At 65.5% G+C, this 14,082-nt stretch carries 12 protein-coding genes; 10 read left to right on the forward strand and 2 right to left on the reverse strand.

Translation table 11 applies throughout. The features are described from left to right. Positions 1–129: 129 nt before the first annotated feature. The 4 genes from EPB08_RS17145 to EPB08_RS17160 all read left to right on the forward strand — a co-directional run bounded on the left by EPB08_RS17145 (position 130) and on the right by EPB08_RS17160 (position 3,171). The gene (locus tag EPB08_RS17145; RefSeq protein ID WP_205746382.1) at positions 130–1,032 is read left to right on the forward strand and encodes an AEC family transporter; all 903 of its coding nucleotides are present in this window, start codon (positions 130–132) and stop codon (positions 1,030–1,032) included. A 7-nt stretch (positions 1,033–1,039) separates the two neighbouring features. After that, positions 1,040–1,396, forward strand: coding sequence for a nuclear transport factor 2 family protein (locus EPB08_RS17150; protein WP_130620328.1), 357 nt, complete (start codon positions 1,040–1,042; stop codon positions 1,394–1,396). A gap of 672 nt (positions 1,397–2,068) precedes the next feature. After that, a complete protein-coding gene (locus EPB08_RS17155) occupies positions 2,069–2,485 on the forward strand; it encodes an RNA-binding S4 domain-containing protein (RefSeq protein WP_165418525.1) in 417 nt (138 codons plus the stop codon). Between the two features lie 101 nt (positions 2,486–2,586). Continuing rightward, positions 2,587–3,171 (forward strand): response regulator, encoded by a 585-nt coding sequence (locus EPB08_RS17160; protein WP_130620329.1) that lies wholly within the window; start codon positions 2,587–2,589, stop codon positions 3,169–3,171. Positions 3,172–3,258: 87 nt separating this feature from the next. On the opposite strand, the gene katG is transcribed toward EPB08_RS17160, so the two are convergent. Next, positions 3,259–5,520, reverse strand: coding sequence for a catalase/peroxidase HPI (katG, locus tag EPB08_RS17165; RefSeq protein ID WP_130620330.1), 2,262 nt, complete (start codon positions 5,518–5,520; stop codon positions 3,259–3,261). A 454-nt stretch (positions 5,521–5,974) separates the two neighbouring features. Between katG and EPB08_RS17170 the strand changes: the two genes are divergently transcribed. After that, positions 5,975–6,226 (forward strand): hypothetical protein, encoded by a 252-nt coding sequence (locus tag EPB08_RS17170; RefSeq protein WP_130620331.1) that lies wholly within the window; start codon positions 5,975–5,977, stop codon positions 6,224–6,226. Between the two features lie 43 nt (positions 6,227–6,269). Here EPB08_RS17170 and mutS read toward each other — a convergent pair whose 3' ends face one another. Beyond that, complete coding sequence (gene mutS / locus EPB08_RS17175; protein ID WP_229238387.1) at positions 6,270–8,849, reverse strand: DNA mismatch repair protein MutS; 2,580 nt, start codon at positions 8,847–8,849, stop codon at positions 6,270–6,272. 150 nt (positions 8,850–8,999) lie between these two features. On the opposite strand from mutS, the gene EPB08_RS17180 reads away from it, so the two are divergent. The 5 genes from EPB08_RS17180 to EPB08_RS17200 all read left to right on the forward strand — a co-directional run bounded on the left by EPB08_RS17180 (position 9,000) and on the right by EPB08_RS17200 (position 14,077). Beyond that, positions 9,000–10,400, forward strand: coding sequence for an amidohydrolase family protein (locus EPB08_RS17180; protein ID WP_229238388.1), 1,401 nt, complete (start codon positions 9,000–9,002; stop codon positions 10,398–10,400). After that, a complete protein-coding gene (locus EPB08_RS17185) occupies positions 10,387–11,526 on the forward strand; it encodes a dipeptidase (RefSeq protein WP_229238389.1) in 1,140 nt (379 codons plus the stop codon). Before EPB08_RS17180 ends, EPB08_RS17185 begins: the two co-directional genes overlap by 14 nt. 110 nt (positions 11,527–11,636) lie before the next feature. Continuing rightward, positions 11,637–12,143 (forward strand): CinA family protein, encoded by a 507-nt coding sequence (locus EPB08_RS17190; protein ID WP_130620332.1) that lies wholly within the window; start codon positions 11,637–11,639, stop codon positions 12,141–12,143. 388 nt (positions 12,144–12,531) lie between these two features. After that, the gene (recA, locus tag EPB08_RS17195; protein WP_130620333.1) at positions 12,532–13,563 is read left to right on the forward strand and encodes a recombinase RecA; all 1,032 of its coding nucleotides are present in this window, start codon (positions 12,532–12,534) and stop codon (positions 13,561–13,563) included. A 22-nt stretch (positions 13,564–13,585) separates the two neighbouring features. After that, positions 13,586–14,077: a regulatory protein RecX gene (locus tag EPB08_RS17200; RefSeq protein WP_130620334.1), complete on the forward strand. Its 492-nt coding sequence runs from the start codon at positions 13,586–13,588 to the stop codon at positions 14,075–14,077. Positions 14,078–14,082 lie beyond the last annotated feature (5 nt).

Here is a 14,082-nt window from a genome sequence, read left to right on the forward strand (position 1 = left end):
GCCTGGTCAGTCCTGCGTGAGCAGGATTGACCGGGAGTGCGGAGAGGAGCCTTTCCTCCCCGCCGTTTGAGCAAAGGGCTCCTGACCGACGGCCGCTATACTGCGGCCGTTTCTTTGCACGGAAGACCCATGGGCGCCTTGCTGCTGCTGTTCGCCTGCCTGTTGCTCGGTGCACTGGTCGCGCGCTTCGCCAAGCCGCCGGCGGGCACCGTGCACGGCATCAACTGGTGGTTGATCAACATCGCACTGCCGGCGCTGGTGCTGGAACTCGTGCCGCGGCTCAAGATCGGCACGCAGCTGTGGTTCCCGGCGGTCGCGATGTGGGTGGTGTTTTTCGGTGCGTGGCTGCTGGCGGCGTGCGTGGGTGCGTGGCTGGGTTGGTCGCGCGCGCGTATCGGTGCGGTGACGCTGGTGTGCGGCCTGGGCAATACCTCGTTCATGGGGTATCCCATGATGCAGGCGATGCACGGCAAGGAAGGTCTGGCGGTCGCTGTCGTGGCGGACCAGCTGGGCTGTTTTCCATTGCTGGCTTCGGCAGGCGTGGCGGTGGCGTCGATATACGCCGGCAAATCGCCGGAGGTGAAAGCCATCGCACGACGCATCCTCACTTTTCCCGCGTTTCTCTGCCTCGTGCTGGCCCTCGTGGTGGGGGCTTTGGGCGGCTGGCCGGAAGCGGCAGACAGTGTGCTCGCACCCATTGGCGCGACGTTGACCCCGTTGGCGCTGTTCTCGGTCGGCCTGCAGTTCAAGTTTCAGCTTGGCGAAAAGCAGCTCTCCGCGTTGGTGGTCGGCCTGGGGTGGAAGCTGCTGCTGGCGCCGCTGGCCGCATGGGGATTGGGCGTGGCTGCCGGCGTCGGCGGACTGCCCCTGACCGTGGGCGTGTTGCAGGCCGCGATGGCGCCGATGGTGTCGGCGACCATTCTCGCCGACGAGTACAGGCTGGAGCCGGCGCTGGCGAATACGATCCTGGGTGCGGGCATCGTGTTGTCGCTGATCACCGTTCCCCTGGGCAACCTGTGGCTGGGAGGGTAGGCATTCCATGGATCTCGAGGCGCATCTGATCGACCTTGAAACACAGCTGCACCGGCAGGACGTACGTGCCGATGCGGACGCCTTGCGGAGGCTGATCGCCGGGGATTTCTTCGAGTTCGGCGTGTCGGGCACGGTGTGGACGCGGGAGGCGGTGATCGACGCGCTGAAGGACGAGGCGTTCTCGCCGCGTGAGGCGAACGATTTTCGCCTGACCCTGCTCGCCGACGGTGCGGCGTTGCTGACGTATCGCGCGCACCGAGTCGCTACTGCCGCGCGCCCCGCCGCCGATTCGCTGCGCAGTTCGATCTGGCGGCTGCATGAGGGGCAGTGGCAGATGGTGTTTCATCAGGGAACGCCGCTTTGATAGGGGCGATTTTCGGGTGAAGGGAGATCTCGTCTTTTCCGCTCCGTAGGCCTTTCGCGCACTGGGTGCGCTCCTACAGGTGTGGCGTGGCGGTTCGGTCTTTTTTTGTAGGAGCCCACCCAGTGGGCGACCGCAGCGTTTCGTCGTTACCGCTTCGTAGGCTTATCGCGCACTGGGTGCGCTTCTACAGGTGTGGCGTGGCGGCTCGGTATATTTTTTTTTGTAGGAGCCCACCCAGTGGGCGACCGCAGCGTTTTGCCGTTATCGCTTCGTAGGCTTATCGCGCACTGGGTGCGCTCCTACAGGTGTGACGTGGCGGTTCGGTCTTTTTTTGTAGGAGCCCACCCAGTGGGCGACCGCAGCGTTTCGTCGTTACCGTTTCGCAGGCTTATCGCGCACTGGGTGCGCTCCTACAGGTGTGGCGTGGTGGTTCGGTCGTTTTTTGTAGGAGCCTACCCAGTGGGCGACCGCAGCGTTTTGCCGTTATCGCTTCGTAGGCTTATCGCGCACTGGGTGCGCTTCTACAGGTGTGGCGTGGCGGCTCGGTATATTTTTTTTTGTAGGAGCCCACCCAGTGGGCGACCGCAGCGTTTCGTCATTACCGCTTCGCAGGCTTTCGCGCACTGGGTGCGCTCCTACAAATAGAGGGCCCGGGGGCGCCAGGAAGCGCAGATGAGCGACAATGAGCTCATGTCATCTGCTCCATCTCCCCATGTTCTCCTGGTGCGCGCCGACGTCTGGCTCTGGGCCGCGCGATTCTTCAAGACACGCAGCCTGGCCAAGCAAGCCATCGACGGCGGCAAGATCGACCTCAATGACGCCAACTGCAAGCCGGCCAAAGCGGTGCAGGTGGGCGACGTATTTCGCATCAGTCGAGGAGAGGAGCGCCTTGAGGTCGAGGTGCTGGGCCTTTCCGAAAAAAGAGGCCCGGCCACCGTAGCCCAGGCGCTCTATCGCGAATCGGAAGCCAGTGCGGCGGCGCGCGAGGCGGCGAAGGCCCAGCGTAAGCTGGTCGGCGCCATGGCGCCTCCGAGGCGTCCGGACAAGCAGGCACGTCGAGAATTGCGACGCCTTAAGGATTCCATGTGAGTCACCCATCGCAGAATGCGGCCGCATTCTGCGGGAGCATCTCCACCGGAAGAGCCGCGAAAGAGACGGTTCCCCCTTGGACGTGATGTGGGAGGACGACAATGACGGGCTTGGCCTTTCTGAAGCGATTGCTGGGTGGTGCGGCGCAAGAGCCGGCACTGGACTCAATGCGCAAGACGACGCTGGGAGCGCGGGTGCTGGTCGTGGACGATTCGGCGACGATCCGGGCGGTGCTCGGACGGATGCTCGAGGTCGACGGTTACGAGGTGGCGCGGGCGGCGGATGGCGAGAGTGCGCTGGACATGGCCCGCGCGGAACCGCCGTCCATGATCTTCCTGGACATCGTCCTGCCCGGCATCAACGGTTTCTCCGTGTTGCGCTCGCTGCGCCATGACCCGGCGACCCAGCACATCCCCATCGTGATGATCAGCGGCAACCAGCAGGCGACCGAGCAGTTCTACGTGCAGCGCTTCGGCGCGGATGATTTCATCAGCAAGCCGTTCGGGCAGGCGGAGGTAGCGCGCAGTATTGGTCGCCTGGTACAGCTGGGGCGGTTGCCTGCACGCGAGATTGCCAACGTCGTCAGCCTGCCGGTGTCGGTACCGGTGGAGACCATTCCGGCGATGCTGGCCAATGCGACCATCGAGGCCACCGGAAACGGCAGCGTGCCGGAGCTCGCCGCCTGACATTTGCCGGCATCCCCTCGTGCCGGCATGAAAGAGGGCGGCCATCCCGTGGGATGACCGCCCTTTGCTTTGCGCCTTCCTGGCTGATCAGGGCAGGTCGAAGCGGTCGAGGTTCATCACCTTGGTCCAGGCCGCGACGAAGTCCTTCACGAACTTCTCCTTGGCGTCCGCGCTGCCGTAAACCTCGGCCACCGCACGCAACTGCGAGTTGGAACCGAAGATGAGGTCGATGCGCGTACCAGTCCAGCGTGCGGCGCCCGTCTTGCGGTCGCTGCCTTCGAATTGCTCGCCAGCCTCCGTGGTCGGCTTCCACGCCGTACCCATGTCGAGCAGGTTCACGAAGAAGTCGTTGGTCAGCGAACCCGGGTGCTTGGTGAAGACGCCGTGCTTGCTGTGGCCGATGTTGGTGTCCAGCACGCGCATGCCGCCGACCAGTACCGTCATTTCCGGTGCGGTAAGCGTGAGCAGCTGCGCCCTGTTCACCAGCAACTTCTCGGCAGGCACGCTGTAACGACCCTTGAGGAAGTTGCGGAAACCATCGGCCAGCGGCTCGAGCACCTCGAACGATTCCACGTCGGTCTGCTCCTGCGAGGCGTCCGTGCGGCCCGGCGAGAACGGAACGGTGACGTTGACGCCACCGCTCTTCGCAGCCTGCTCGATGGCGGCGTTGCCTCCGAGCACGATCAGGTCGGCGAGCGACACCTTCTTGCCGCCCGACGCGCTGCCGTTGAAGTCGCGCTGCACGCCTTCCAACGCCTTCAGCACCTTCGCCAGCTGCTGCGGTTCGTTGGCTGCCCAATCCTTCTGCGGCGCGAGGCGGATGCGCGCGCCATTGGCGCCGCCACGCTTGTCCGAACCGCGGAAGGTGGAAGCCGACGCCCATGCCGTGGAAACCAGCTCCGCAACCGACAGGCCCGAGGCGAGGATCTTGGCCTTGAGCGAGGCGACGTCCTTGTCATCGACCAGCGGGTGATCGACCGCCGGGACCGGGTCCTGCCAGATGAAGTCTTCCTTGGGGACTTCCGGGCCCAGATAGCGGGCACGCGGCCCCATGTCGCGATGGGTCAGCTTGAACCAGGCGCGGGCGAACGCATCGGCCAGCTCTTCCGGATGCTGGTGGAAGCGGCGCGAGATCTTCTCGTAGGCGGGATCGACGCGCAGCGAAAGGTCCGTGGTCAGCATGGTCGGCGAATGCTTCTTGCCTGAGTCATGCGCGTCGGGAATGGTGCCTGCGCCAGCACCGTTCTTCGGCGTCCACTGGTTCGCACCGGCGGGGCTCTTGGTCAGCTCCCACTCGTAGCCGAACAGGTTGTCGAAGAAGTAGTTGCTCCACTGGGTCGGCGTCTGCGACCAGGTGACTTCCAGGCCGCTGGTGATCGTGTCGCCGCCCACGCCAGAGCGGAAGCTGCTGCGCCAGCCCAGACCCTGTTCCTCGAGGCCGGCTGCCTCCGGCTCGGCGCCCACATGGGTCGCCGGACCAGCACCGTGGGTCTTGCCGAAGGTATGGCCGCCCGCGATCAGTGCGACGGTCTCCTCATCATTCATCGCCATGCGACCGAAGGTGTCGCGGATGTCGTGTGCCGCGGCTGCCGGGTCGGGATGGCCGTCCGGGCCTTCCGGGTTCACGTAGATCAGGCCCATCTGCACCGCCGCCAGCGGGTTTTCCAGGTTGCGCCCATGGTCGGTGCGGCTGGTTTCGCTGCCATGCAGCTCCTTCTCCGCTACCAGCACGGCTTCCTTTTCGCCGCCCGGCCCCTTGCCGTAACGGATGTCTCCGCCCAGCCAGGTTTTCTCGTTGCCCCAATACACGTCGTCATCGGGCTCCCACACGTCGGGGCGGCCGCCGCCGAAACCGACCGTCTTGAAGCCCATCGATTCCAGCGCGACGTTGCCGGTGAGCACCAGCAGGTCAGCCCAGGAGAGCTTGCGGCCGTACTTCTGCTTGATCGGCCACAGCAGGCGGCGGGCCTTGTCGAGGCTGACGTTATCGGGCCAGCTGTTGAGCGGTGCGAAACGCTGCTGACCACTGCCGGCGCCGCCACGACCATCGCCGATGCGGTAAGTACCGGCAGCGTGCCAGGCCATGCGGATGAAGAGTGGGCCATAGTGGCCGAAGTCTGCGGGCCACCAGTCCTGCGAATCGGTCATCAGCGCATGCAGATCCTTCTTCACGGCGCCGAAGTCGAGGGTCTTGAACTCCTTGGCGTACTCGAACTCCTGGCCCATGGGGTCAGTCCTGGCCGAGTGCTGGGACAGGATCTTCAGGTTCAGTTGTTCCGGCCACCAGTCGCGGTTGGTGGTACCGGTGCCGGCGGTGTTGTGGAACGGGCATTGCATTTGAGCTGACATGGGTTCTCTACCTTTGGCCACGGGGATCCAACGACTCGGGACTGTCTGAAGTCCGAGCACGGAAAAAAGGGTATGCATGTCCACGCGCCGGGCGACGCACCGGCTTCGGGAGGCCTCGGGTTTCGGCCGCACAGGGCGCCTTACCCGGGATGGGGGCGGAGCGTTTGCGAATGCTTCCCATGGCTGCGGTTCCTTGCGGCAGGGGATGGCTGGCGACAGCTGGCTTCTCAACCAATGTACGCACGCATTCCCCGTGGGGGAATTCGATTGTTTCGATGCATTCCATAGGCGGCAGCTATCGACTGGCGGAGCGGGAGCACAACCCTTTGAGCTTCGCGCCGCACCCGGTGATGGCCGTGTGACGATCGGGCTGAATGCCTCGCGCAAGCGATTCACATCGGCCCCACGGATGCTTGCCGACGATTTGCTTCCGGACCACGCGTGGAGGCCGACCATGGCCGAGTCGATCGAAGAAGGTTCGCTGGTGTTCGTCGCCGATGGCGAGGACGGGGTGGGCGCGGTAAGGCGGCTATTGCCCGAGGAGAACGCGATCGTCGTCTATATAGAAAACTCAGGCGACTTTCTGATCCCCGCGCACGGCGTGCGCACGGTGCATGCGGGCAAGGTCATCCTGGATACCGATCACCTGCCGCGCCCTGTGCTCGAGGCGATCAGCAGGGCGCGCAAGTCGGAATATCCGCATTGAGCGGCAATCCCCTCTCGCCGTCACGGCGGAAGGGGATGCGCGCTCAGGCGAGGGACTTCAGGCGGTAGAGCGCTTCCAGCGCCTCGCGCGGGGTCATCGCGTCCGGATCGATGTCCTCCAGCGCGCGTTCCACCACCGATGGCGCGGCGGCGAACAGTCCCAGTTGCGGTGATTCGTCTGCCGGCGTCTTGCCGGTGGCCGCCGAAGCGTGCTGGTACATGCCGCGTTCGAGTTCGGCGAGGGTGCGTCGCGCATCGGCGATCACCGACTTCGGCAGGCCGGCCAACGCCGCCACCTGCAGGCCGAAGCTGCGGTTGGCCGGGCCTTCCTTGACCGCGTGCATGAACACCAGTTGCTCGCCGTACTCGACCGCGTCCAGGTGCACGTTCGCGATGGACGGATATTCGTTGGCCAGCTCGGTCAGTTCGAAGTAGTGCGTGGCGAACAGCGTGTACGAGCGGCTGTTCGCGGCAAGATGCACGGCGGCGGCGCGCGCCAGCGCCAGGCCGTCGTAGGTACTGGTGCCGCGGCCCACTTCATCCATCAGCACCAGGCTGTGCTCGGTGGCGTTGTGCAGGATATTGGCCGTTTCGCTCATCTCCACCATGAAGGTGGACTGGCCGCGCGAAAGATCGTCACCTGCACCGATGCGGGTGAAGATGCGATCGATCGGACCGATCACCGCGCGCGAGGCCGGCACGTAGCTGCCGATATGGGCGAGCAGCACGATCAATGCGTTCTGGCGCATGTAGGTCGACTTACCGCCCATGTTCGGGCCGGTGATCACCAGCATGCGGCGGCTGTCGTCCAGCGCGAGGTCGTTCGGCTCGAACGGTTCGTCGCGCACTTTCTCCACCACCGGGTGGCGGCCGCGCTCGATGGCCACGCCCGGTTCATCAGTGAGTTCCGGCGCGCTCCAGTCCAGCGTCGAGGCACGTTCCGCCAGCGTGGCGAGCACGTCGAGTTCCGCCATCGCGGAGCCGGCACTCTTCAGTGGTTCCAGCTCGCCGATCAGCGTGTCGAGCAAGGCCTCGTACAGCGCACGCTCGCGCATCAGCGAGCGTTCCTTGGCCGAGAGTACCTTGTCCTCGAAAGTCTTCAGTTCCTCGGTGATGTAGCGCTCGGCGTTCTTGGTGGTCTGGCGACGCGTGTAGTGCGTGGGCGCCTTGTCCGCCTGGCCCTTGCTGATTTCGATGTAGTAGCCGTGCACGCGGTTGTAGCCAACCTTGAGCGTGGTGATGCCGCTGGCGGCTTTCTCGCGTTCTTCCAGTTCGACCAGATACTGGTCGGCGTGGGTGGAGAGGCGGCGCAGCTCGTCGAGCTCGGCGTCGTAGCCGTCGGCGATCACACCGCCATCGCGCTGGAGCACGGGCGGTTGCGCCACTACGGCGCGGGCGAGCAGGGCCGCCGTGCCGGCGTGGTCGCCGATGCGTTCCACCAGCGCATGCAGCAGCGGACTGTCGAGCGAAGCGATCAGCGCGCGCAATGCAGGCGCTGCGGCGAGGCCATCACGCAAGGTGGAAAGGTCGCGCGGACGTGCTGAGCGCAACGCCACGCGTGCGAGGATGCGTTCCAGATCGCCGATGCCGCGCAGCTGTTCGCGCAGCGGTTCGTACTGGCGATTGTCGATCAGCGTGCCGATCGCCTGGTGGCGGCTGCGCAGCTGATCGCGCGAGCGCAGCGGGCGGTTGAGCCAGCGGCGCAGCAGGCGCGCACCCATCGGCGTCACCGATTCATCGAGCACGCCGAGCAGGGTGTGTTCTGTGCGTCCGCTGGGATGCGTATCGAGTTCGAGGTTGCGACGCGTGGCGGCGTCGAGCGCGATGGTCTCGCCCGCGCTTTCCACCGCCATGCCGGAAAGATGCGGCAATGCGCTCTTCTGCGTTTCTTCGACGTAGCCGAGCAGGCAGCCCGCCGCGGCGATTGCCAACGGCATGCGATCCACGCCGAAACCGCCGAGGTCGCGCGTGCCGAAGAAACGATTGAGTTCGCGGCGTGCGGCATCGCCGTCGAAATGCCACGGCGGACGCTTGCGCAGGCCGGGCAGGGAGCTGACGAACTTCGGCCAGGCCACGTCTTCACCGACCAGCGTCTCGGCGGGCTGCAGTCGTGCCAATTCGGAGGCAAGCGCTTCGGCACTGGGCACTTCGCTGAGCAGGAAGCGGCCACTGGCCAGATCCACCCAGGCGAGGCCATACGCGCCATGCGCGCCCGCGCTGATCGCCATCAGCAGGTTGTCCCTGCGTTCTTCCAGCAGCGCAGCATCGGTCACCGTACCCGGCGTGACGATGCGCACGACCTTGCGTTCCACCGGGCCCTTGGCCAGCGCCGGATCGCCGATCTGCTCGCAGATCGCCACGGATTCGCCCAGTCGCACCAGGCGCGCCAGATAGTTTTCCGCCGCGTGATAGGGCACGCCCGCCATGGGAATCGGCTGGCCCGCCGACTGGCCGCGCTGGGTCAGCGTGATATCCAGCAGACGTGCGGCCTTGCGCGCGTCGTCGTAGAACAGCTCGTAGAAGTCGCCCATCCGGAAGAACAGCAGCACATCCGGGTGCTCGGCCTTCGCGCCGAGGTACTGTCGCATGAACGGGGTATGGGTTTCGAAATCCTGGGCAACCATAACGTGCTGTTTTACCTGGCCTGACGGTGGCGTGCGCCGTGGCGGGACGGCGCGAGGCGCCGTTCGAAAAAAGGCCTGCCAAGATAACCGAATTGCCAGGCCGTCGCTGCCCTTGTGGCCCCCGGAATCCGCTGTGTAGGATCGACCGCCATGCATAGACCCTACCGATCTGCCTTCCATCGGATGGCAGCGCTGACCTTGGCGCTGTCCGCTTCCGCCGCCTACTGCGCAGGCGGTGGGCCGTCCAAACCATCAGCCGCTGAGGTCGCGACGCTTTACGCCGGTGCCACTGTCATCGACGGTACCGGTGCAGCGCCTGTTGCCAATCAGGACATCCTGGTGCGCGGCGAGCGGATCGTGGCGGTCGGACCGCACGGGTCGCTCGCCGGTTCGAAAGAGGCCGGCGTCCATACGGTCGACCTCCATGGCAGCTATGTCATCCCTGGCCTGATCGACAGCCATGTCCACCTGGCCACGCCGCCCGATGCAAAGCGCGCGCAGGCCATCCTGCGGCGCAACCTCTATGCGGGTGTCACCGCAGTGCGCGACATGGCCGACGACCTGCGTTCGATCGGCGAACTGACGCGCGAGGCGCGGGTGAGCGAGATCCCGTCGCCCGACATCTACTACGCCGCGGTGATGGCGGGTCCCGATTTCTTCGCCGATCCGCGCGTGGCGGCAGCGAGCTACGGCGTAACGCCGGGCAAGAGCCCGTGGATGCAGGCCATCGACAAGGACACTGATCTGCGCGAAGCGGTGACGCTGGCGCGCGGCACCTCCGCCACGGCGATCAAGGTGTATGCGGATCTGCCGCCGGAACTCGTGGCAGCGATCACGGCCGAGGCGCATCGGCAGCACATCTTGGTGTGGGCACACAGCGCGGTGTTTCCGACCCGCCCTGCGGACGTCATTAACGCCGGCGTGGATGTGGTCAGCCATGCCTGTTATCTCGCCTATCAGCTGGAACCGGTGATGCTGAAGTCCTACGAGGACCACACGCCGTTCCACGACGAGCTGCTGGCGAAAAACGGGGACGATCCGGTCATCGCCGGCCTTTACCGCGACATGCTCAAGCACGGCACGATCCTGGATGCGACCGGCAGCCTGTTCGTGCGCTATGACGCCGAACGCAAGAACCATCCTGATCGGAAGCCGCTGCGTTGCACCGGTCCGACCACCATCCGGCTGGTACGCCAGGCGTGGCAGGCCGGCGTGCCGATTTCGACCGGCACCGACGACGACGGTGGTTTCAAGAGCGCGTGGCCTTCCGTCTACGACGAGATGTTCTTCCTGGCGCATGACGTGGGCATGCCGTCGCTGCAGGTGATCCATTCCGCCACGCTGATCGGCGCCCAGGCGGCCGGGCAGGCGCAGGACATGGGTTCCATCGCGGCGGGCAAGCTGGCGAACTTTGCCGTGCTCTCGGCCGATCCCGTGAAGGACATCGGCAACCTCCGCAGCATTCGCATGACGGTGAAGCGTGGACATGTTTATCCGCGTGCCGACTATCGGCCGGTGACCAAGGAAGAGATGGGCGATGACGACGATTGATCGACGGACGTTCCTGACAGGCATGACCTGGACGGCAGCGGCTGCCATGTTGCCGTGGGAGGCACGCGGTGCATCGGTGGAGGGCGCTGGCCCGGCCGACAGCGGCATCATCATCAACGCGCTGGGTGGGCTCGACGATCCCAATCGTGGCGCCGATGGGCTCGTGCCGGAATTCTCGCCGCGCGTGTTGTCGGAAGCCCATGCCTCTGGACTGACGGCGGTGAACATCACGCTGGGCTATGTGTCCGGGCCGGATGATCCGTTCGAAGCCAGCGTGCGCGATATCGCCGCCACCGACGCGCTGGTGCGGGCCCATGACCGCGACCTGCTGAAGGTGCTGACTGCCGGCGATATCCGCCGTGCCAAGGCCGACAGGAAGATCGGGCTGATCTACGGTTTCCAGAACGGCGCGATGATGGGCAACGATGCCAAGCGCGTCGACATCTTCGCGAACCTGGGCGTGCGCGTTTTCCAGCTCACCTACAACCCGGCCAACCAGCTGGGCGACGGCTCGATGGCGCCGGAGAACCGTGGCCTCACGCCGTTCGGTCGCGAGGTGGTCGCGCGGCTCAATGAGCGTCGCGTCATGGTCGATCTTTCCCACAGCGGCGAGCGAACCTGCCTGGACGCCGCACGTGCTTCCAAGTCGCCCATTTCGATCAACCACACCGGTTGCCGCGCGGTGACCGACCTGCCGCGCAACAAGACCGACGCAGAACTGCGCCTGGTGGCGGAGCGGGGCGGCTTCGTCGGCATTTACTTCATGCCGTTCCTCAACGCGTCCGGCCACGCCAGGGCGGAGGACGTCGTGGCGCACATCGATCACGCAGTGAAGGTGTGCGGCGAGGACCACGTTGGCATCGGCACCGATGGTTCAGTGAGCCAGATCGATGATCTCCATGCCTACCAGGCCACGCTGGCCAAGGAGATCGCCGAACGCAAGGCCGCCGGCATCAGTGCTGCGGGCGAGCGTCCCGATACCTATCCGTTCGTGGTCGATCTGCGCGGGCCTCAGCAGTTCCACAAGCTGGCGCAACTGCTCGCGCAGAAAGGGTATTCGAGTGCCCGGATCGAAAAGATCCTTGGCCTGAACTTCCTGCGTTTTGCCGAGACCATCTGGGGCTAGAGGGGCTGCGGCCGGCTCCGTGCGACGTGTTCTCGCACGGCCCGGCCCTTGGCGGGGCGGCGCAGGCGAGGTAGAAGGTGGCGCTTGCGTCCGTCCCCCAGGAATCCCCCATGTCCGTCCCTGTCCCCACCGATGCCGAACTCAAGGAGCTGGCCGAGCAGATCGCGGCTGCCGCGCTGCGGCAGCGCCTGATGCTGGTCACGGCCGAGTCGTGCACGGGCGGCTGGATCGCCAAGACGCTCACCGATCTCGCGGGTAGCTCTGCCTGGTTCGATGCCGGCGTGGTGACCTACAGCTACGAAGCCAAGGAAGCGTTGCTCGGCGTCAACCCGCGCACCTTGGAGCGCACCGGCGCCGTCAGTGAAGAAACCGCACTGGAAATGGTGTCGGGCGCACTCGCGCGCTTCGGCGCGGGTATGGCGGTGGCGGTGACCGGCATCGCCGGCCCCGGCGGCGGCACCCAGGACAAACCCGTCGGCACTGTCTGGATCGGCTGGAAGCGCCGCGGCGGGTATGCCCATGCGCGCCTGTTCCACTTCGACGGCGATCGCGAGGCGGTGCGCCGTCAGACCGTGGCGGCGGCCCTCAACGGCATCATCAAGGCGCTGACGGACTGATTCTCCAAGCCTTTCCTGACCGGCTTGACCGGTGTGGGATACTTAGAGCCTGTTCAAGATCTCTGCATAGCCCGCGCCGGGAGCTGTTTGCCCGCAGGTCAAGGAAGAACGAGGGCGTGTATGTCGATACACAACCGAGTGTTGACGCCGGCGTGCGGGCAAACAGACCCGGCCCGGAGGGTTGCCCATCTGTGCCCGCCAGGAAGCGGTGCGCGGCTTGACCTGACAGCCAGTCAGGCGCTGCGCCACGCCCCACTCCCTCGCGGGCACAGATGGTCAACGCGAGCTATGCAGAGATATTGAACAGGCTCTTGATCACAGATCGCAGCCCGTGAGACCAGACGCGGGCATCATGCCCTTCATTCACTGCCACCCAGGATTCAAGACGATGGATGACAACAAGCGCAAGGCGCTCACCTCGGCCCTCGGCCAGATCGAAAAGCAGTTTGGCAAGGGTGCCGTCATGCGCCTGGGTGATCGTACCGATGAAGGCATCGAAACGGTCTCCACCGGCTCGCTGGGCCTGGATATCGCGCTGGGCGTCGGCGGTCTGCCGCGCGGCCGCGTAGTGGAAATCTACGGTCCGGAATCCTCCGGCAAGACCACGCTGACCCTGCAGGTCATCGCCAACTGCCAGAAGAACGGCGGCACCGCTGCCTTCGTGGACGCCGAGCACGCGCTGGACCCGACCTACGCCGCCAAGCTGGGCGTCAACGTGGACGACCTGCTGGTCTCCCAGCCGGACACCGGCGAGCAGGCGCTGGAAATCGCCGACATGCTGGTGCGCTCGGGTGCGGTGGACGTGGTGGTGGTCGACTCCGTCGCCGCGCTCACTCCCAAGGCTGAAATCGAAGGCGAAATGGGTGACTCCCACGTTGGCCTGCATGCCCGCCTGATGAGCCAGGCGCTGCGCAAGCTCACCGCCAACATCAAGAAGTCCAACTGCCTGGTCGTCTTCATCAACCAGATCCGCATGAAGATCGGCGTGATGTTCGGCAGCCCGGAAACCACCACCGGCGGCAACGCGCTGAAGTTCTACGCCTCGGTGCGCCTGGACATCCGCCGTACCGGCGCGGTGAAGAAGGGCGAAGAAGTCATCGGTTCGGAAACCCGCGTCAAGGTGGTCAAGAACAAGGTCGCGCCGCCGTTCCGCCAGGCCGAGTTCGAGATCCTCTACGGCGAGGGCACCTCGCGCGAAGGCGAGATCATCGAGCTGGGCGTGGCCCAGAACCTGATCGACAAGTCCGGCGCCTGGTACAGCTACAAGGGCGACCGTATCGGCCAGGGCAAGGAGAACGTGCGCCAGTTCCTGCGCGACAACCCGGCCATCGCCAACGAGATCGACGCCGACCTGCGCGCCAAGCTGCTGGTAAGCAGCGGCAACTCGCCGCTGCCGGCGGTCGAGGTCGAAGAGGCCTGATCCTCCCGTTGCGTGTCGCCGGATGCCTCGCCGTAGTAGCGACAAACCGGATAAGCCCAGCGCCTACAGCAAGGCGCTGGGCTTGCTTGCGCGCCGTGAGCATTCCCGGCGCGAGCTGAAGCTCAAGCTGCGCCAGGGCGGCTACGAGGGCGAAGAAGCGGGCGAGGCACTCGACCGCCTGGGTGAGCAGCACTACCAGGACGATGATCGTTTCGCCGAGATGCTGGTGCGCAGCCGGGTGGCCCAAGGCTACGGCCCCATGCGGTTGCGCGCCGAATTGAAGAGCCACGGGTTGGCCGATGCCCGCATCCGGGCCGTGCTGGACGCCGCCGAGGTGGACTGGAACGCGCAGGCCGCCGCGCAGCTTCGGCGCCGATATGGCGCCAAATCGGCGCCAGATGCCGCAGAAATGGCCCGCCGGGCTCAATTTCTCTTGCGTCGTGGCTTTCCCGCCGCCACAGTACGGAGTGTTACCCACGCCGACGTGGACGACGCAGCCGACGACGAAGCCTGACCTCC

The sequence above is a fragment of the Dyella amyloliquefaciens genome (assembly GCF_004296575.1).
Taxonomy (GTDB): Bacteria; Pseudomonadota; Gammaproteobacteria; order Xanthomonadales; family Rhodanobacteraceae; genus Dyella; species Dyella amyloliquefaciens.